The organism is Brevibacillus sp. AG162 (assembly GCF_006715575.1).
GTDB lineage: Bacteria > Bacillota > Bacilli > Brevibacillales > Brevibacillaceae > Brevibacillus > Brevibacillus brevis.
Genome location: NZ_VFNO01000003.1, coordinates 173907 through 191738 on the forward strand (window position 1 = coordinate 173907; position 17832 = coordinate 191738).

19 protein-coding genes are annotated in these 17832 nt (G+C 46.0%); 15 read left to right on the top strand and 4 right to left on the bottom strand.

The features are described 5' to 3' along the window. The first annotated feature begins 25 nt into the window (after positions 1 to 25). Together FB479_RS10675 and FB479_RS10680 are read left to right on the top strand one after the other, a co-directional pair. The gene (locus FB479_RS10675) at positions 26 to 1654 is read left to right on the top strand and encodes a thiamine pyrophosphate-binding protein (protein WP_142065681.1); all 1629 of its coding nucleotides are present in this window, start codon (positions 26 to 28) and stop codon (positions 1652 to 1654) included. Between the two features lie 75 nt (positions 1655 to 1729). Then, the gene (locus FB479_RS10680) at positions 1730 to 2071 is read left to right on the top strand and encodes an Asp23/Gls24 family envelope stress response protein (RefSeq protein WP_106652863.1); all 342 of its coding nucleotides are present in this window, start codon (positions 1730 to 1732) and stop codon (positions 2069 to 2071) included. A 44-nt stretch (positions 2072 to 2115) separates the two neighbouring features. Here FB479_RS10680 and ftsW read toward each other — a convergent pair whose 3' ends face one another. Further along, positions 2116 to 3285 (bottom strand): putative lipid II flippase FtsW, encoded by a 1170-nt coding sequence (gene ftsW, locus FB479_RS10685; RefSeq protein ID WP_106652864.1) that lies wholly within the window; start codon positions 3283 to 3285, stop codon positions 2116 to 2118. A gap of 66 nt (positions 3286 to 3351) precedes the next feature. Then, positions 3352 to 3696 carry a YugN family protein gene (locus FB479_RS10690; RefSeq protein WP_047068784.1) on the bottom strand — a complete coding sequence of 115 codons (345 nt, stop codon included), beginning with the start codon at positions 3694 to 3696 and terminating at the stop codon, positions 3352 to 3354. Positions 3697 to 3847: 151 nt separating this feature from the next. Between FB479_RS10690 and FB479_RS10695 the strand changes: the two genes are divergently transcribed. Both FB479_RS10695 and FB479_RS10700 read left to right on the top strand, forming a co-directional pair. Further along, positions 3848 to 4288, top strand: coding sequence for a CBS domain-containing protein (locus FB479_RS10695; RefSeq protein ID WP_106652865.1), 441 nt, complete (start codon positions 3848 to 3850; stop codon positions 4286 to 4288). Positions 4289 to 4401: 113 nt separating this feature from the next. Further along, a complete protein-coding gene (locus FB479_RS10700) occupies positions 4402 to 5439 on the top strand; it encodes a MerR family transcriptional regulator (RefSeq protein WP_142064957.1) in 1038 nt (345 codons plus the stop codon). A gap of 283 nt (positions 5440 to 5722) precedes the next feature. Here the strand turns inward: FB479_RS10700 and FB479_RS10705 are convergent, their stop codons facing one another. Further along, on the bottom strand, positions 5723 to 6169 hold the full coding sequence (locus tag FB479_RS10705; protein ID WP_142064960.1) for a hypothetical protein: 447 nt from the start codon (positions 6167 to 6169) through the stop codon (positions 5723 to 5725). 159 nt (positions 6170 to 6328) lie between these two features. On the opposite strand from FB479_RS10705, the gene FB479_RS10710 reads away from it, so the two are divergent. The 11 genes from FB479_RS10710 to FB479_RS10760 all read left to right on the top strand — a co-directional run bounded on the left by FB479_RS10710 (position 6329) and on the right by FB479_RS10760 (position 17052). Beyond that, positions 6329 to 7039: a thermonuclease family protein gene (locus tag FB479_RS10710; protein WP_142064963.1), complete on the top strand. Its 711-nt coding sequence runs from the start codon at positions 6329 to 6331 to the stop codon at positions 7037 to 7039. 337 nt (positions 7040 to 7376) lie between these two features. After that, on the top strand, positions 7377 to 9824 hold the full coding sequence (locus tag FB479_RS10715; RefSeq protein ID WP_142064966.1) for a bifunctional diguanylate cyclase/phosphodiesterase: 2448 nt from the start codon (positions 7377 to 7379) through the stop codon (positions 9822 to 9824). Positions 9825 to 9866: 42 nt separating this feature from the next. Next, positions 9867 to 12317: a bifunctional diguanylate cyclase/phosphodiesterase gene (locus tag FB479_RS10720; RefSeq protein ID WP_142064969.1), complete on the top strand. Its 2451-nt coding sequence runs from the start codon at positions 9867 to 9869 to the stop codon at positions 12315 to 12317. Between the two features lie 141 nt (positions 12318 to 12458). Then, complete coding sequence (gene copZ, locus FB479_RS10725; protein WP_088907078.1) at positions 12459 to 12662, top strand: copper chaperone CopZ; 204 nt, start codon at positions 12459 to 12461, stop codon at positions 12660 to 12662. Positions 12663 to 12762: 100 nt separating this feature from the next. Then, positions 12763 to 13389: an NAD(P)/FAD-dependent oxidoreductase gene (locus FB479_RS10730; RefSeq protein ID WP_106652871.1), complete on the top strand. Its 627-nt coding sequence runs from the start codon at positions 12763 to 12765 to the stop codon at positions 13387 to 13389. Between the two features lie 82 nt (positions 13390 to 13471). After that, positions 13472 to 13795, top strand: a complete 324-nt coding sequence (locus FB479_RS10735; protein WP_106652872.1) for a metal-sensitive transcriptional regulator — start codon at positions 13472 to 13474, stop codon at positions 13793 to 13795. Positions 13796 to 14165: 370 nt separating this feature from the next. After that, complete coding sequence (locus FB479_RS10740; protein WP_255438360.1) at positions 14166 to 14954, top strand: cupredoxin domain-containing protein; 789 nt, start codon at positions 14166 to 14168, stop codon at positions 14952 to 14954. 102 nt (positions 14955 to 15056) lie between these two features. Further along, positions 15057 to 15806 (top strand): cytochrome c biogenesis CcdA family protein, encoded by a 750-nt coding sequence (locus FB479_RS10745; protein ID WP_142064971.1) that lies wholly within the window; start codon positions 15057 to 15059, stop codon positions 15804 to 15806. 158 nt (positions 15807 to 15964) lie between these two features. Then, positions 15965 to 16192, top strand: coding sequence for a spore coat associated protein CotJA (locus FB479_RS10750; protein WP_106652876.1), 228 nt, complete (start codon positions 15965 to 15967; stop codon positions 16190 to 16192). After that, a complete protein-coding gene (locus FB479_RS10755) occupies positions 16189 to 16461 on the top strand; it encodes a spore coat protein CotJB (RefSeq protein ID WP_106652877.1) in 273 nt (90 codons plus the stop codon). Before FB479_RS10750 ends, FB479_RS10755 begins: the two co-directional genes overlap by 4 nt. Positions 16462 to 16482: 21 nt before the next feature. Further along, on the top strand, positions 16483 to 17052 hold the full coding sequence (locus tag FB479_RS10760) for a manganese catalase family protein (protein WP_007725798.1): 570 nt from the start codon (positions 16483 to 16485) through the stop codon (positions 17050 to 17052). Between the two features lie 71 nt (positions 17053 to 17123). Here the strand turns inward: FB479_RS10760 and lepB are convergent, their stop codons facing one another. Next, positions 17124 to 17624 (bottom strand): signal peptidase I, encoded by a 501-nt coding sequence (gene lepB / locus FB479_RS10765; RefSeq protein WP_106652878.1) that lies wholly within the window; start codon positions 17622 to 17624, stop codon positions 17124 to 17126. Between the last annotated feature and the right edge of the window lie 208 nt (positions 17625 to 17832).

A 17832-nucleotide genomic window follows, 5' to 3' on the forward strand; every position in this document is an offset into this window, starting at 1 on the left:
CTTTGTCCTGGAAGGGGAAGATTTGATGCAGGTCGCGCAATATTTGACGGAACAATTGATTAGATGGGGAGTAAAACGAATATACGGGGTGGCAGGTGACGGAATCTTTGCCTGGCTGGATCAGATCGCGAAGCAATCCGACATTCCATACATTGCCTGCAAGCATGAATCTGCTGCGGCCATGATGGCAAGTGCGGAAGCAAAACTGACGGGAAATCCGGCTGTTTGTACTGCAACGATGGGGCCGGGTTTCGTCAATCTGCTGAATGGACTGGCAGATGCGCATACGGATCGCGCACCTGTCATTGCGATTACAGGTCAAGTGGAGACATACAAGCTGGGTGGCGCGTACAAGCAATTTCTCTCACAAGAGGACATGATACGTCCCATCAGTTTTTATTCGACGACGATTACGCATCCAGATGCAATCCAAAGTGCTTTGCACAAAGCATTTGTCATGGCTATGCAGCAAAAAGGAGTGACACATCTCGCCATTTGCAAGGACGTCTTTCCCCAAACGACTTCAGATGCTGCCCTTGCAGCACTCCCACGCATTCCACATGCCATTTATCCTGATCGGATGGAGATCGAGCTGGCTTGCGAGCAGGTTGCGAAGGCGCAAAAGCCTCTCATACTGCTTGGAATCGGTGCTCGCAAGTCGGCGGATTCGTGTGTAAAACTAGCGGAACAGCTAGGGGCAGGTGTGTTGCTGTCGCTCGGAGCAAAAGGGGCGGTAAATGAATCTCATCCACTTGTGATCGGCGGATGGGGAGAGGGGGGCAGCGAAACAGCTTTACATGCCTTAGCGGAAGCAGATTTGTTGCTGATTTTCGGAGCGAGCTGGTTCCCTCGCGCTTTTTTGCCAAAGAGGCTGTCCGTTATTCAAGTAGATCATCAGCCTGGATCGATACATGCACATCCCTACCTCCAGTCTGTCACAGCTGAATTGGACGATGTCCTTCCGATCTGGATGAGACGCTTGCAATCGCGCAAACCGGACGATGCGTGGCAGGAACAGATCAAGCGTTGGCATGGAGAGTTTGGCAAGGAGACAGAGCAAGCAGTCATCCAACAAGCGAGTGAACAAGTAAAGCCACAAACCTTGATGCATACGCTTGGGGGAGTAGTAAATGAAGATGCGATTATCGTCTTGGATACGGGTGAGCACACGATCTGGTTTAATCGTGCGTTCCGTGGGAAAAAACAGACCCCACTCTTTTCCGGGAAGTGGCGAACGATGGGATTCGGGTTGCCTGCGGCTGTGGCTGCAAAGCTAACCTATCCTGAAAAGCAGGTCGTCTGCGTCACTGGGGACGGGGGATTGCAAATGAATCTGGCAGAACTTCTGACAGCGGCCCAACTCCAGTTGCCAATTGTGATTCTCGTGGTGAACAATGGGACATTGGGATTAGAAGAGGTCAAAATGAGTCAGGCGGGCTTCATCCCTTTTGGAGTAAAGTTACGGAATCCAGATTTTCAACAATTGGCGCATGCTTGCGGAATCAGTGGCAAGGTCGTCAAAGAGGTACAAGCTCTGGAGCCGGTATTGCGGGAGGCGCTTGCCGCAAATCAGTTGACACTCGTTGACATTCATTGCACGTCTCCGACACTAACGGAGAGAAAAAAACAAATTTCCTTCCAAGCCCAAGCATGATTTGTTTATAATGAAAGAAAAGGTAAAGGAAACCAGTGGGAGAAGTACGAAACGGGCGAAGAGGAGGGCGTCCTGATGGCTGACAGGCTTGGCGAAATCAGAGTAGCAGATCAGGTGATCGCGATCATTGCTGGTGTTGCTGTTGAAGAAGTGTTGGAAGTCACAGTCCGTTCTGGCGGAATCTATCAAGATTTGGCGAAAAAACTGAATGGCGGCTCGAAAGGCATTACCGTATCCGTAATAGACGACAGAGTCACCATTGACATGCGTGTGTCCGTCCGTTATGGGGTTCAGATCCATCACGTCTGTCACGTCCTGCAGGAAAAAGTAAAAGAAGCGGTGGAAACAATGACAGGTCTTTATGTGGAAGCCGTGAATGTACGGGTGGAAACAATCGAACTCCTTCGAAATGAGTAAGAAAAAGGGATACTGGACGCATCCGGTATCCCTTATGTATGTTCTTACATGGCATATGGCTGTTTTTGCAATTGCTCTTCTACCTTCTGTCGACTGACTTCCCGCGAAATACTGAGCAAAAAGCCAGTGGCGAGCAGACATACGAGCAAGGAGGAGCCACCATAACTGATAAACGGCAATGGTACGCCTGTCAAAGGAATCAGACCCGTTACTCCACCAATGTTTAAGAGGGCCTGTATGGCGAACATACTGACAACACCGATACCGGCAAGACTGGCAAAGGTGTCTTTTACCCGCAGACAAATATGGATACCGCGAAGCAAGAAAAGCAAATAGATCAAAAGGAACAGAGAGGCGCCGATAAAACCAAGCTCTTCTGTCAGGATCGCGAAAATAAAATCAGTATGCATCTCTGGCAAATACAAATACTTTTGAATGCTTTTTCCAAAGCCTGTCCCAGTCAGACCGCCATGTGCAATTGCAATCCAGGATTGAATAATGTGGTAGCCAGTGCCATCTGTATCACTCCACGGGTTGAGAAAGGAGTAGATCCGGTTCAAGGCATGTGGCTTCGCTGTGATGTATGCCAATAATGCAACAGTCACAACAGGGGCACCAAGTCCGAAGAGGTGACGGATTTTGGCACCGCCACAGATCATGACGATCAAAGCGCAACCGAGCAAGATGGCGGCAGAACCGAGGTCGGGTTGGACGACGATCAGCATAAAAAATATTCCTGTTACCATCAGTGGTGGCATCAAACCAGATTTGAGCTTCAGTATTCCGTTTCCTTTTTTGGAGATGATGGCTGCCAAGTACAGGATGAGGCCAAGCTTGGCAAACTCTGCAGGCTGAATGGTAACTGAACCGAACTTAAACCAAGATTGAGCTCCGTTATTTTCATAGCCGATCCCCGGTATGAGCACCAGGAGCAAGGAAAAGAAGCTGACCAGCGCAATCAATAAGAAATTCCTTTTATAAAAGGAGAAGGGAATGTTCATGGCGACCAGCATTCCAAAGACACCCACCAGTAAGAAAATGGATTGTCGCTTTACGAAATAGAGCTCATCGCCGCCACAATATTTACAGCCCCCGCTTGTAAAGCTGGTCAAAGCGAAAATAGAGCTGGAGCTGAGCACCATGGTTATGCCAAACCCAACAAGTAGGGCGGTCAAAAACAGGAGCAAGAAGTCAGGAACGCCCCTCGTCTTCATAAAAATACCCCCCTTTACGTGAAACAGAGAGGGGATTCCTCTCTGTACACCGTGCCATTTCATTTTTTAGTGTGAGGACAGCTTCTCGCCCAGCATTTGCAGCTTCAATTTCGCTGTTTTCACAACGGAGTCCGGCATTGGGTAATCGTAATCCAGACCGTGTGGGAAAAGATGTTTGCCCATGTAAGGATCTTCGAGCTTCAGGACAGCGTGCGTATCCTCCAGTTTGCCTTCTGTTACGTTCGCTTCGATACGCAGGTAGAAGACATTGCCTTTATCTTGGATTTTATAATCGTATGTAGCATGCTTGTAATCCCAAGCGCCGCGATCAAAGCCGAGTTCGCTCATGTAGTGCTCCAGATCGGCGAAAAAGACTTCTTTTGTGCCAATCCCCGTGTCCTTAATGACCATTCTTTTTCCTCCTAAAAATGGGTGAGATATTCACTTATTAATCATAGTCTGTTTTTGGAAGAAGCGCAATATATCATACTCTTTCTTGCGAATGAAACGATAGATGAGCGGACAAACTACAATCGTTGATTACCAAAAGGAGGAGAATGAAATGGCAAAGCTGGAAAATCGCACACTGCGCGAAATTATGACAAAAGATGTCGCTACTGTGACGCTTAAGGATAATGTGTATGAAGTGGCTTGCAAAATGCGCGATTGGAATGTAGGGGTCATTCCGGTTGTGGATGAAAAAAATGATGTGATCGGCGTGATTACGGATCGTGATATTGTGATTCGCGGTTTGGCTGAAAAGCATGAAGGATCGACTGCAACCGAGGTTGTTATGACCCGGGACATTATTCTCGGTCAGCCGGGAATGACGGTTGATGAAGCTGCAAAGGTTATGGCCCAGCATCAAATTCGTCGCCTGCCCGTTGTCGATAATGGCAAGCTGGTCGGTATTGTGGCATTGGGAGATATGGCTGTTCGTCAAGTTCACCACGATGAGGCGAGTGACGCTCTCCAACAAATTTCTGAACCTGCGACACATTAATGAGGTAGAAACGAGCTGTCGGAAAGAATCCGGCAGCTTTTTTCTTTCGTTCTGTACATTCACGCTGCGTCAAGGTTTATGATAAGGAAAGATTGATACAGGGAGAGAGTTCCATGCAAATCAAAGACATGGCCCATCGCTTGCAAATAACGCCGCGTGCGATTCGATATTATGAAGAAAAAGGGCTAATCAAACCTTCGAAAGCAGATGCGTCCGGATATCGCCAGTTCACAGAGGAAGATGTCTGGAGACTGCAAACCATCATTACACTGCGCGAGGTCGGGATGGCGGTAGAAGACATTCGGGAACTCCTGATTCAAATGAAGGATCAGGAAGGCAGTCTTCTCCATTATTTAGAGCTGCAGCGTTCGTTTATGTATACAAGGTGGGTAGAAATGAGCAAGGTCATCCAAACGACAGAAGTGATGATTGAGCGAATCAGGGACAGAGAGACGATTGATCCCGGAGAGCTGTTTACACTGGCAGAGGCGAACAAGCGATTGAAGCAGACACGTGATAACTGGGTGGATCGATGGAATTTTAATGAATGGGCGGATCGCTACGACGAATGGGTACAGGGCGGGAATGGTCATGAATCGTACGAAAACGTACTGGAGGAGGTCGTCGCGACAGTTGCGGTCAAACCGGGAGAGTGCGGTCTGGATGCCGGAACAGGTACTGGAAACCTCGCAGGTCGTCTCGTGAAAAAAGGAGCTAGGATGAGCGGGTTCGACCAATCTCCGCAAATGCTGAAGCAATGCAGAGCGAAACACCCAGAGGTCGAGACGAAGCTGGGAACCTTTTTCGCATTTCCGTTTTTAGAAAATCGGTTTGACTTTGTGGCTACGAGCTACGCTTTGCATCATTTGACGGATGATCAGAAGCAGCTTGCCTTGGCGGAATGTCGCCGCGTACTGAAGCTAGGGGGGAGATTGGTCATTGCCGATTTGATGTTTGTGGACGAGAGGCATAGACAAGACCATCTCAATGCCTTGGAGGAGGCAGGTCAAACGAGAGTGATAGCAGATATACAGGATCGCTGTTATGCAGATCGCTCCCGATTACTGCAGGAGCTTGTTCATCTTGGTTTTACGAATGAAGTAAGACAGCTGGGTACATACACGCATTTGATCTTGTCTACTTGTAAATAGTACATTCTTGGAGAGGTTTTTCAAAAAATCATCTTTTGAACACGCCTTTCACTTTTGGGCTCTTCCAACTACTGGCACGTGTCTAGCCTTTTGCATAGGCTGTAGCGAGAAGGAAAGGAGGACTCCACCATGGGTCTGTTCGACGGTTTTTTTGATCGCGAAAACGAGGAATTTATATGGATTATTATTGTCGTGGTCGTCCTGTTGTTCTTGTTTAGTGCCGATCGTGACTAAAGTCTGGACGTATAGACAAAACGACCTTGCGCGAAGGTCGTTTTTTTCGTTACCCAAAATGGACTACTTTATCCAAAACATACTCGCGCGGTGGCAGTTCCCGGGGCGCTGCGTAGGGGGTCAAGGAGAAGCCAACACGATCGAGTTGATCGGGGAGGGCAGGGCTGACCATAAACTGCAGGGAGATTTCTCGGTCAGAGCCGCGCGCTCCGCTTTTGCGGACATGGTGCTCCTGTGAGCTTGCGATTTCGAGCATGAGATGCGGGCGTATCCTACCCATGTTTTCGTCATCGGTCATTCCCGATTTTATCTCGACATGAACGATGCTCAAATTCTTGTGTTGCATGGCATGTGTCAATGTGTAGGTAAAACCATCAAGCACAGTTGTTTTCATAATAGGCAGCACACCGATCAATTCGCCGTACTCATCAGGGAATACAGGTTTTGTTTCAGAATTTAGTGTATGCAGAAACCAGCCAAGTTCAGCTTCATCCATACCGTATTTCTCAGCCCATTCCTGCCTGATTTCCTGGGGTGGGGTTAATCTTTTCCCGTTTACAAGCAAACGTTTGTACTTTTTTCTCTCCTATTGACCTGCGTTGACAAATCCACTACGCTGGAAAACAATGCAACGTAGAAGAGGAGAAGGAAGTCTATGAAACGATTAACCATGTATCTGCTCGCAGTGGTTCTTTTGCTATCGGCATGTGGATCGTCCGGCCAGCCAGAAGCTAACGGCGAGATGGGTGCTGTGATCAAACGAGTGGTGGATGGCGATACATTCGAGCTGGACAGCGGGGAAAAAGTCCGTATGATTGGCGTAGACACCCCAGAGACAGTGAAACCCAACCATCCAGTCGAACCGTATGGGAAAGAAGCGAGTAATTACTCCAAGGAGCTTTTGACTGGCAAAAAGGTCAAGCTGAAGTTTGATGTCGAGCCCTTTGACAAATACAAGCGTTTGCTTGCCTACGTATATTTGGAAGACGGTACCTTTGTCAATGAAAAGCTCGTTCGTGACGGCTACGCCCGGATCATGACGATCCCACCGAATGTAGCCCAAGCTGAACTGTTCCTGGCAGCGGAGCGGGAGGCGCGGGAGCAGAATCGCGGACTGTGGGCTTTAGAAGGGGAGCAGGCAGAGGCTCCTAAGGAAAAAGCCAAGCCAAAAAAACAGTCCAAGAACGATACCACCACAGACACCGCACCACCAGAAGGCAAGACCATCAAGGGCAATATCAACAGCAAAGGCGAGAAAATCTATCACGTTCCTGGCTCGGCTAGCTACGAGCAAACAAAAGCGGAGATGTGGTTTGCGACAGAGGAAGAAGCGCAGCAAGCAGGTTTTCGGGCGCCAAAACGATAAGACATGCAAGAAACATGAGCCGCATAAATGGAAAGGTAAGCCTCGTCCGCCTTGGCAGACGGGGCTTTTTCCTTGTCGAAAAGAATTTCAAAAATGTTACAGAACGATGTTGTATGATAATAAAGGTCAAAAGACCTATGGAAAATGCCGTTACATAAGAGAAAGGGATTATAAAATACTTACATTTTTCACAGAAAGAAGAGATAATTCGTAGAATTACGATGGAGGAAACAACTATTATGAAGTTGACGGTGCACGCTTTCCGAAATGGCCGAAGAGCTGCAGCATTCCATCCATAAATTTCGAAGATAAGTGGTAGATCAGACGGGGGTGTCATGTGTTTAATCATATCAGAGATGTAAAGTATGCATTATCTGCATTGGAAGAGTCATCTGTTATTTCGATAACTGATGAAAAAGGAATCATCACCTACGTCAATCACAACTTCTGTCAAATATCCAAGTTTACTAGAGAGGAATTAATCGGAAAAAACCATAACATCGTCGATTCTGGCTTCCATCCGCGAAACTATTTTAAAGCGTTATGGGATACCATTAGCCAAGGAAAAGTATGGAAAGGCGAGATGAAAAATCGGGCAAAGGACGGTACGGAATATTGGCTTAGCATGACGTTAGTGCCGTTCATGAACGATAGTGGATTCCTGTATCAGTACGTGGCAATCGGGACGGACATCACGAAACGAAAGCAGATGGAAGATTCGCTTTCAAAGACGATGAAGGACTTGCACGATATCAAAAATGCCCTTGATGAATCTTCGATTGTAGCGATTACAGACGACAAAGGCGTCATTACCTATGTAAATGACAAGTTTTGTGAAATCTCCAGATACGAAATGGATGAATTAGTTGGCAATACACATCGGGTCATTAACTCTCGCTATCATTCCAAGTCGTTTTTTAAATTGATGTGGGAAACGATCAAGCAAGGACGAGTCTGGAAGGGCGAAGTGAAGAATCGCGCCAAAAACGGCAATGAATATTGGATGAATACGACCATCGTGCCATTTCTAGACGACCGGGGAGTTCCGTATCAATATGTTTCGATCCGGACGGATATTACCGACCGCATTGAAGCAGAGGCAGCTTTGGCAGAAGCATTGCAGAATGATTTTCGCAGGACGGTCCAAAACTTGCAAAACTGCGTGTTCAAGATCGTGACAGATCCGAAAGGGAAAATCACCTATACCTTGTGTGAAGGGAAAATTGCCGAAGAGCTTGGGCTGACGTCTGAGAGAATGCTGAGAAAAACGTCGTATGAAATCTTTCCTTATGAGGTAGCGGAGCAATTGGAACGCTATTTTCGCAGAGCATTTGCTGGCGAGCCTGTTACCTTCGAACTGAAATTATCCGGAAATGATTATTATATTACGTTGTCACCTATCGAGGAAAACGGCGAGATCGTGGAAATGGTAGGCTCCATGATTGACATCACCGAGAGGAAAAAGGCGGAAGAAACGATTCGGTACATGGCCCATTACGATTCCTTAACCAACCTGCCAAATCGAACGCTTTTTCATGAAAAACTGACAAAGGCCATGCTCAAAGCAAAACAAAAAGACGAGAAAATCGGCGTCATGTTCATCGATTTGGATCGATTTAAAAACATAAATGATACGCTTGGTCACTCCATCGGGGATGTCCTTTTACAAGCAGTAGCAAATCGTCTCATCGGTTGTTTGCGAAAAGGGGATTCTGTTTCTCGATTAGGCGGAGATGAGTTCGCCATCTTTCTCACGGGTGTCACACACAAGGAGGTTGGTGAAATTGCGCAGCGAATCATTACGAGCATGTCCGAATCGATTACGTTAGACCATATCGAAATCTTCATCACACCAAGTATCGGCATCAGCATGTATCCGGATGATGGAGACGATATTGAGGCGCTGTTGAAGCATGCGGACGCTGCCATGTATTTGGCCAAAGAGCAAGGGAAAAATAACTATCAATTTTTTTCGGAGGAGCTGCATCAGGTTTTAGCCAAAAAGCTGCAGCTTGAAAGAGAGCTGCGAAAAGCTTTGGATGAGAAACAATTTACGCTGCATTACCAGCCGAAGATTCGTTTGCAGACGGGCCAGATTATCGGCATGGAGGCGTTGATTCGTTGGGAACATCCAGACCTTGGTCTTATCCCACCTATTCAATTTATCCCGATCGCAGAAGAAACAGGCTTAATCGTACCGCTTGGAGAATGGGTCATGCGAACGGCATGCCAACAGACAAAAGTGTGGCAGGAAGCAGGCTTTACACAGCTGGCTGTTGCGGTGAATATATCTTTGCGCCAATTTATGCAAAACAATCTCATTGAGATGATTACCTCTATCCTGGAAGAAACGGGCTTATCTCCGCAATACTTGGAGCTGGAGATCACGGAAAGCATGGCGCTCGATGTAGACTATACGATTCGGATTTTGAATCGCTTGAAAGGTCTCGGGATTAGCATCAGTATCGATGATTTCGGGACGGGCTACAGTTCTTTGAGCTATCTCAGTCAATTTCCGATTGATCGGCTCAAAATCGACCAATCCTTTGTCCGGAATTTGAATCCGCGGAATCAAGCGATTATTAAAACGATCATCCATATGGCACACAACATGAAAATTGCTGTTATTGCAGAGGGTGTAGAAACACAAGAACATGTTGATTTTCTAAAGGAACAAATGTGTAATGAAGTCCAAGGATACTACTACAGTAAACCGCTGCCCGGAAAAGAAATCGATTCCTTCTTGCAGGTAAATCGCTATAGTGAATCAGGCAGCATGGTTTAAGTGAGACCATCCAGATTAACAAAAGGAAAGCGGTGAAGGAGTTTGGATCACCAGATACATGGGACGTACGACAGTTTCCTAGTGATACTATCTTATTTAATCGCGGTTGCAGCTTCTTTTTCTGCTCTCAACCTGGCAGCCAGAGTGAGTACAAGTAAGGGGAAGCATCAGCTACTCTGGTTGATTTTTGGTGCCACAACGATGGGGCTTGGAATATGGTCCATGCATTTTGTCGGAATGCTGGCACTAACCCTCCCCATTAAGGTTCTGTATGACATGGAGTATGTCATCCTATCCGTTATTCTTGCCATTTTTGTCTCAAGCATCGCTTTGTTTACCGTCACGAAAAGCAACCTACATGCAAGACAGTTAGGTATCGCGGGAATTTTGATGGCTGCTGGCATATCTGGGATGCACTACGTTGGAATGGCCGCGATGATTATCGAAATTACATATGATATGTGGATTGTCATTTTATCCATTATCATTGCAGCGACTGCTTCGGCAGCGGCACTTTGGCTTTTGTTTTACTTTCGCCGTGATCAGTCGAAATATGCGTATTTATACAAATTGGGCAGTTCACTCATTATGGGAGCTGCAATCGCAGGTATGCATTACACCGGGATGGTCGCAGCGCATTTCTACGTAACGGAACTGCCGACAACAGAGGTGGAAACGCAGATTGAGCCGGAGACCTTGGCCTATATCATTGTCTTGGCTACCTTTTTACTGATCGGCATTACATTGTTCGGCTTGTTTATTAATAAACGACTCTCGCAAAAAGATACGGTCATTCAGGAAAATGAAAGCTGGTATCGTTCCCTTTATAAAAATAATGAATACGGCATTATTTCCTTAGATACAGGTGGATGTATTATCAAAATGAACCCGGCTGTCACAAAGATTGGTGGACTGCGGGAGGAAGAATTCATCAATCAACATGTATCAAAAATTGGCTTGCATATTGTTGAGGAGAAAAGGGACATCACCAAGGATTCTTTTGACCAGTCTTTTCAGCCCATTCGCAATCATTTTGAGACCACCATACTACATCCGAACGGGAATCGCGTAGAACTGAGTGTACTCAATGTCCCGGTTGAGATTGAGGGAGAAGTTGTTGGGAATCACATCATTGTAAAGGATATTACCGAAGAGAATCGCGTGAAAGAAAAAATCAGGTATTTGGCTTATCACGATGAGCTGACCGACTTACCGAACCGAAGAAAGTTTAATCAAGTCCTTCATCAATCCATTGAAAAAAGCAGCCAAGATTCATCGAGCTTTGCCGTCATGGTTATCGACATTGATCGGTTCAAAATGATCAATGATTCCTTGGGACACTCTTACGGCGATATCTTTTTGCAGGGGGTCAGCGACAGAATCGTAAAGAGTGCGGAAGGGTACCAGGCAACAATTGCACGGATGGGTGGCGATGAATTTACGATCCTCTGCGAAACAGGAGCGGACCGAAGGGAAGCGGCGAGTTTAGCGGACAAGATCATTGAAGCGTTGAAACAGCCATTCTCGCTAAAAGACAGTGAATTTTACATATCAGCAAGTATTGGAACGGCGATATTCCCAGACCATGGAACAGATGCTGTTGCGCTGCTCAAAAAAGCGGATACGGCCATGTACGAGGTGAAAAAACAGGGGAAAAACGGTCATCTGTTCTACACGCCCGATTTTGACGTCCAATTGCTGGAAAATATTGAAATAGAACGTGATCTCAGAAAAGCTATTGAACGAAATGAGCTGGTAGTGTACTACCAACCTCAATTTCATTCGGAAAGTAATCGCATGATCGGAGTGGAGGCACTCGTCAGGTGGAATCATCCGACCAAAGGGATGCTTTCACCAGGAGTGTTTATCCCGATTGCTGAAGAGACAGGGTTGATCTATGAGATCGGTACATGGGTGCTTCGCGAAGCATGCAGGCAAATGAAGCAGTGGCATGATAAAGGGGGGCCGTTGATACCTGTCTCCGTCAACTTGTCCTCTCATCAATTCCATCAACGGAACCTCGTCCAGTACATCAAAAATATCCTTGAGGAAACCAAGCTTGCCCCGCACTTTTTGGAACTGGAAATCACAGAGAGCATGATGATGGACCCGGCAGTATCGATCAGTATCCTGCATGAGTTAAACAAAATCGGAACGAGAATCAGCTTGGATGATTTTGGAACCGGTTACAGCTCTTTGAGCTATTTGAAAAAGTTCCCGATCCACAAATTAAAGATTGACCGCTCCTTCATAACCGACCTGTCTCGAAATGATAACGATAAAGCCATTGTGGCCACTATTATTTCGATGGCAAAGCATCTGAAATTGGATGTAATTGCAGAAGGCATTGAAACGAAGGATCAGTTGGACATTTTGACAGAAAATCATTGCAAGGAAATTCAAGGGTACTATTATAGTCGCCCATTATCTGCGAATGAGGTGGAGCAAGTGTTTTTTGTTCCCACCAGAAATCATCTCAGTCAAGAAGAGTAAGGAAGACTCCCTGTCATTTACAGATGGGGAGCTTTTTTGTATGTACACAGCAGGAAAAGTAAAATTGGGTATTGCATACCCTACAGGGGTATCGTAAAATGTAATCAAGCTAAGCTTCCCAAACACAAAGGAGGATGTAAAATGAATGTCACTTTGAACGTACAAGGAATGTCCTGCAATCACTGCGTCATCTCTATCGAAGGTGCTCTTCAAAAACTAGACGGGGTTAGCAAAGCAACGGTCAGCCTTGCTGACAATCAAGTAAGCGTGACTTTTGATGAATCCGTTGTTTCGCTGGAAAATGTAAAAGAGACCATTGAAGATCAAGGGTACGATGTCGTTTAAGCAAAGGGAGCGGGAAAGGCTGTATTTGTAGAATGGCAGCCTTTCTTACGCTTTCGGTTGACCGAATATACAAATTCAAATCGTGCAGGAGGAATGCCTTTTGAAGCGTGTACAGTTTGCTGTAAGTCCAGAGATTCGTGTCGGCGGATCTGTGTTTACGCCAACAGATATGGTGGCGATTGGTCAAATCGTTGGCGAGGATGCACAAATTGAACTTTCTACCTTTCAGCAGCTTCTTGTCGAGATGAACGAAGAGAAGGCTGAGGATGCCAAAAAAGCGCTGCGTGAAAAAGGCTTATGCGTGTACGAAACGGGCTCTGTTGTGAAGAATTTGTCTGTCTGTTCTTTTTGCAAGGGAGCAGAGATTGAAGGGCTAGAGGCAGCGAGAAATTTGAATGATACGATTGCAGGAATGACCGTTCCTTTTACGATGCGAGTCGGTTATACGGGATGCCCAAATGCCTGTGGAGAGCCGTTGGTAAAAGATATCGGGATCGTCAAGCGAAAAGAAACCTTTGAAATCTACGTCGGAGGCCAATCGAAAACAATGGAGGCCAAAACAGCCGAGCTCCTGGTCGAGCAGGTGAAGGAAGAACAATTATCCTCCATCGTCCAAAGCATCATTACGTTGTATCAGACGCAAGGGAAAAAGAGAGAGAAGTTTTTCAAGTTTGTCGAGCGATATGGATTGGAAAATGTCCGAAAAGAATTGGGGCTGTCTTCCTGAGGGATATGTGAATATGGAACTTGCTACATTTTGAAAATTCTGATTATAATCGAAGCGTATGTTTGCTAGGGGAGGAATCTCATTGTCAAGTGCAGAATTGAACGTTGTTCAGTCTTGTCATACATCTGATCGAAACAGTCATCATTCAGAAAAGACCAAGCAAAACTTACAGGCGCGCCTCAATCGGATTGAGGGACAGATTCGCGGGATTAAAGGCATGGTGGAGAAGGATGTGTATTGTGATGATGTCTTGAATCAAATTGCTGCGGTACAATCTGCCCTAAATTCAGTGGGACGCATCCTTTTGGAAGGGCATATGAAATCCTGTGTGATTGAACGCATCCAAGAAGGGGACAGCGCAGTCATTGACGAGCTGTTAACCACGATGAATAAGCTGATGAAATAAAAAGCTTCAGAAATGAAGCTTTTTTATTATTGCGGAATATAGCTATGTTGCTATTAGTTGTGTGCGGCATGGAAGTGGTCGAGTGTGGTCGTGAGGGATTTGAATCATCCCTCTCACCCTTACACACGCGCACTCGTAGCCGTGGCCTGATTTTAGATGGGGAAGTGCAGAATGAAGGAATCCAACGAGGGTGTCCTTTTCTAGTTCGCTTTGTCCTATTTTGTTGGCGTAGGACATACCTTACAATGAGGGGAATATACTCGGGGGTGGTATCTTGGGCGCGGTGTATCAGGTCCTAATCTACGTCAGTTTCGCTTACGTTTGCTTTACATGGTTTATATGGCGGCGACGAAAGCAGGGAATCGATCATATGCAAGGCATGATGAGCACGATGTCTGTTAGTATGATGATTGGCTTGATCGGTGGGTTGATCCTCGGCGATGTTTATAGAGGAGACCTTTATGTATCTACTATGTGGGGAATGCTGGCAGGTGGATTTTCTGGTTTTTTGCTAGGAGTTCCCTTGTCGATCCTGAGTATTGTAGAAGGAATCCTATCTGGCGTCATGGGAGGGATGATGGGTGCCATGCTGGGTGAGATGGTTCCGGCGGAAAAAGTAGAGCCTCTCCTGTTTGTTTTCGTCATGCTCTATACCGTATGTATGCTGCTCGTAGCCAAGCTGATTGATTCCAATAAAAAAGAATCGAAGTGGTCCTCCTTTTTTCATCATCCTGCCACTCCAGCTGTGTTGCTGCTTGCCGTCTTCTTCTGGTTTCAATCACTACCGTTTCCATCCCCGGCTCTTTATGCAGGCGATCGCCCGACAGAAATCAACCTCACAGCCGTCGACTTTTCGTATAAACCGAACCAATTTTCCGTGAAAAAAAATACGGAGATCAAGGTCGTCTTTCAAAATGACGGCAATGTAGAGCACGATATCGAGGTTGTGTCTCATGGAAAAATCGTTACGATTTCAGAATTAAGCACGGAACATCATCATGGAGCAATGGCTGAGGGTGTGGTTCATTTGCACGCCAAACCGGGAGAGTCTGTTGAAACAGTGTGGAAGGCATTGGAGGAAGGAACCTATGAATTTTATTGTACGATCCCTGGACACAAAGAAAGCGGCATGATAGGGCGCTTGCAAGTGACGGGATGAACCAAAGGGGGAGGCGAATGCCTTTCTTTTTTTCTTTCTTCATTGTTTCCTCACAACCTTTCTGTAAAATAAATGAACAGGAAGACCCAGCGGAGGAGAAGCATGGATTGGTATTCGTACTTGTATCAATACGGAGCATGGATCAGCAAGCCTTTTTCCGATTTGTATTACGGAATGGGTGAACAAGCACCGTTGATTGGAGCGTTGTTGCTCGGGATCGTCGGGGCGTTTGCACCGTGTCAGTTATCAGGGAATGTGGCTGCTTTTACTGTGCTCGGGAAGAATGTCGTCGTCAAAGGTAGTTTTCGAGGTCATGTATGGATGTTCATCCTTGGCAAAGCAGCCGTGTATTCTGCTTTGGGAGCAATCGTATTTGCGTTCGGCGAACAACTCTCAACACAAGCAATTCCTTTGTTTCAGTGGGCGAGAAAATTATTGGCACCGATGTTTATTTTGATTGGATTGTTCTTAATCGGATGGATTCGACTGCCATTTCTACATACGCAATCCTTTGAGGAAAAAATCAAGCGTTTTTCGGAGCGATTTGAGGGAAAGACACAATCCTTTTGGCTTGGCGTTGCCTTTTCCCTCGGGTTTTGTCCGACCATGTTTTGGCTCTATTTTGGACTGACGATGCCTTTGATGTTCACGAGCTCGTTCGGGCCGATCATTCCGACAGTATTTGCACTTGGGACGGGGCTGCCGCTGCTCATCGTTTTACTGCTGCTTGCCGTTGCAAGTGATAGCCCTTCTCTCATGAAGAACACAAGGAAATGGGGGGCAGTAACGCAAAAATGGGCTGGAATTGTGTTTGTCCTACTCGGTATTTCGGACTTCATGGCATTTTGGTAAGGGAAATGGACTGGACAGGTGTAATCGTAGGTATTAGCCGCTTTCCTTATAGGAGGAGAGCGGTTTTTCTTTTTGGGGTAGTAATCACGCCTACTGGGTGGGCTGCATAGTGTAGTCATGAAGGAACAGACAATGCAAGTTGGAGGAGGATATTGGCATTGCATTCGCAAACACGCGACTACTTTCCGTACGTTGGTCCCTACGATCCTTGTCCGCCTATTCGGGTAAAGACGTACCAGGTGCCCCCTCAGCTGTTCATGACGTTTCAGCCGGAGAACTTGCCACAATATAGCCCGATGGAAGCGTTGAAATTAGGTACGCTATGGCCGGCACTTTTTAGCCCTTATGATCCCAGACAGAGTCATTTGGGGAGGGGGCACTCATGACAGCTGAAAATAAATTTGGCGATGAACAATATTACGCATTGCTTGAACAGCTGCAAGCGATTGACTTTGTGCTGGTAGAGCTAAATCTTTACTTAGATACGCATCCAACAGATCAGAATGCGCTCCAGCAGTTTAACGATTTAACGGAACAGCGCTGGGTTTTGGCAAACGAGTATGAGAAGTTGTATGGGCCCTTGCAAAATCTTGGCCGCAGCTATTCAGGCTATCCGTGGCAGTGGAATGATGATCCATGGCCTTGGCAAGTTTAGAAGAGAGGGATAACGAAACCGATGTGGATCTATGAAAAAAAACTGCAGTATCCGGTTCGTGTCAGTAAGTGCGATGTAAGAATGGCGAAGTACTTGATTGAGCAATACGGAGGGGCGGATGGAGAGCTGGCAGCCGCTCTGCGCTATATGAACCAGCGGTATACGATCCCGAATAAAGTGGTTGGATTATTAACCGATATCGCTACCGAAGAGTTTGCGCATCTCGAAATGATTGCCACGATGGTGTATAAGCTGACGAAAGACGCGACTGTCGAAGAGTTGAAGGAAGCGGGACTGGGTGACCATTACGCCAATCATGATCGAGCGCTCTTTTACAACAATGCCAGTGGTGTACCGTGGACGGCTGCCTATATCGCTGCCAAGGGCGATCCAATCGCCGACCTTTACGAGGATATCGCAGCGGAAGAAAAAGCCCGCGCGACGTATCAATGGCTGATCGACATGACCGATGATGTTGATTTGCAGGACAGCTTGAAGTTTTTGCGGGAGCGGGAAGTCGTTCACTCTATGCGTTTTCGCGAGGCTGTAGAGATTTTGAAGGAAGAGCGGGATGCGAAGAAGATATTTTGAGGAAAAAAGAAAAATATTTCGGGAGTTAAAAATCCACGCTCTTTAAACGGAGCGTGGAAAAATATAACGAATTAATTTGAGGGCAACTTGTTAGTCATCTTGCCTAATATTTGATTGACATGAATCGGACCGATAATTCTACTATCTAGACTATTCAATCGATTATCACCTATAACGAATATTGTATCTTCGGGGATAGTTATAGGTCCAAAATCCTCAGTCAGATTGAGATTTTCTTTTTTGGCTACATTTTTTGCTGATGCTAAGTATGGTTCGTCGACAGCTTTGTTATTGATGTAGAGAATATCATCTTTATATTCAAGCGTTTCTCCCGGCAGCGCAATAACCCTTTTAACGTATTGTCGATCTTTCTCGGCTTGGAAAATAACGATATCCCCACGTTGAATTGGATGGGAGTCATAGTAGGTTTTATCAGCAAGAAAACGATCGTTGTTGTTCAAGGTAGGGGCCATACTATCACCTTCAGAAATAAAGACACTCGTGGATTGGTCAGGCTGGTCAGAAGAAAGACTTGCGAAAATTAAAGATAGCATAAGGAAGAGCGTTTTCATTCAGATCACCTTATAGTTTAGTTTTTTCTAATTTTATCCAGTCTACTTCGAAATGAAAAGCCTACAAATTATTAAATTTGGCCTGAATAGGAATGAGTAAAATACAGTATTACCGGATTAAAGCTTCTATTTTCTATAAGCTGCTTTCATGTTGCGTTTAGAAGTCTACGATGAATAAAGGACAGCCATATGGCTGTCCTTTATCGAA

Excerpts from the sequence above, each read along its gene's own strand:
- FB479_RS10680 (WP_106652863.1), top strand. The coding sequence starts at position 1,730 with ATGGCTGACAGGCTTGGCGAAATCAGAGTAGCAGATCAGGTGATCGCG.
- FB479_RS10760 (WP_007725798.1), top strand. The coding sequence starts at position 16,483 with ATGTGGATCTATGAAAAAAAACTGCAGTATCCGGTTCGTGTCAGTAAG.
- FB479_RS10740 (WP_255438360.1), top strand. The coding sequence starts at position 14,166 with ATGCAAGGCATGATGAGCACGATGTCTGTTAGTATGATGATTGGCTTG.
- FB479_RS10745 (WP_142064971.1), top strand. The coding sequence starts at position 15,057 with ATGGATTGGTATTCGTACTTGTATCAATACGGAGCATGGATCAGCAAG.
- FB479_RS10700 (WP_142064957.1), top strand. The coding sequence starts at position 4,402 with ATGCAAATCAAAGACATGGCCCATCGCTTGCAAATAACGCCGCGTGCG.
- lepB (WP_106652878.1), bottom strand. The coding sequence starts at position 17,624 with ATGAAAACGCTCTTCCTTATGCTATCTTTAATTTTCGCAAGTCTTTCT.
- FB479_RS10675 (WP_142065681.1), top strand. The coding sequence starts at position 26 with ATGCAGGTCGCGCAATATTTGACGGAACAATTGATTAGATGGGGAGTA.
- FB479_RS10705 (WP_142064960.1), bottom strand. The coding sequence starts at position 6,169 with ATGGATGAAGCTGAACTTGGCTGGTTTCTGCATACACTAAATTCTGAA.
- FB479_RS10690 (WP_047068784.1), bottom strand. The coding sequence starts at position 3,696 with ATGGTCATTAAGGACACGGGGATTGGCACAAAAGAAGTCTTTTTCGCC.
- FB479_RS10755 (WP_106652877.1), top strand. The coding sequence starts at position 16,189 with ATGACAGCTGAAAATAAATTTGGCGATGAACAATATTACGCATTGCTT.
- FB479_RS10695 (WP_106652865.1), top strand. The coding sequence starts at position 3,848 with ATGGCAAAGCTGGAAAATCGCACACTGCGCGAAATTATGACAAAAGAT.
- FB479_RS10710 (WP_142064963.1), top strand. The coding sequence starts at position 6,329 with ATGAAACGATTAACCATGTATCTGCTCGCAGTGGTTCTTTTGCTATCG.
- copZ (WP_088907078.1), top strand. The coding sequence starts at position 12,459 with ATGAATGTCACTTTGAACGTACAAGGAATGTCCTGCAATCACTGCGTC.
- ftsW (WP_106652864.1), bottom strand. The coding sequence starts at position 3,285 with ATGAAGACGAGGGGCGTTCCTGACTTCTTGCTCCTGTTTTTGACCGCC.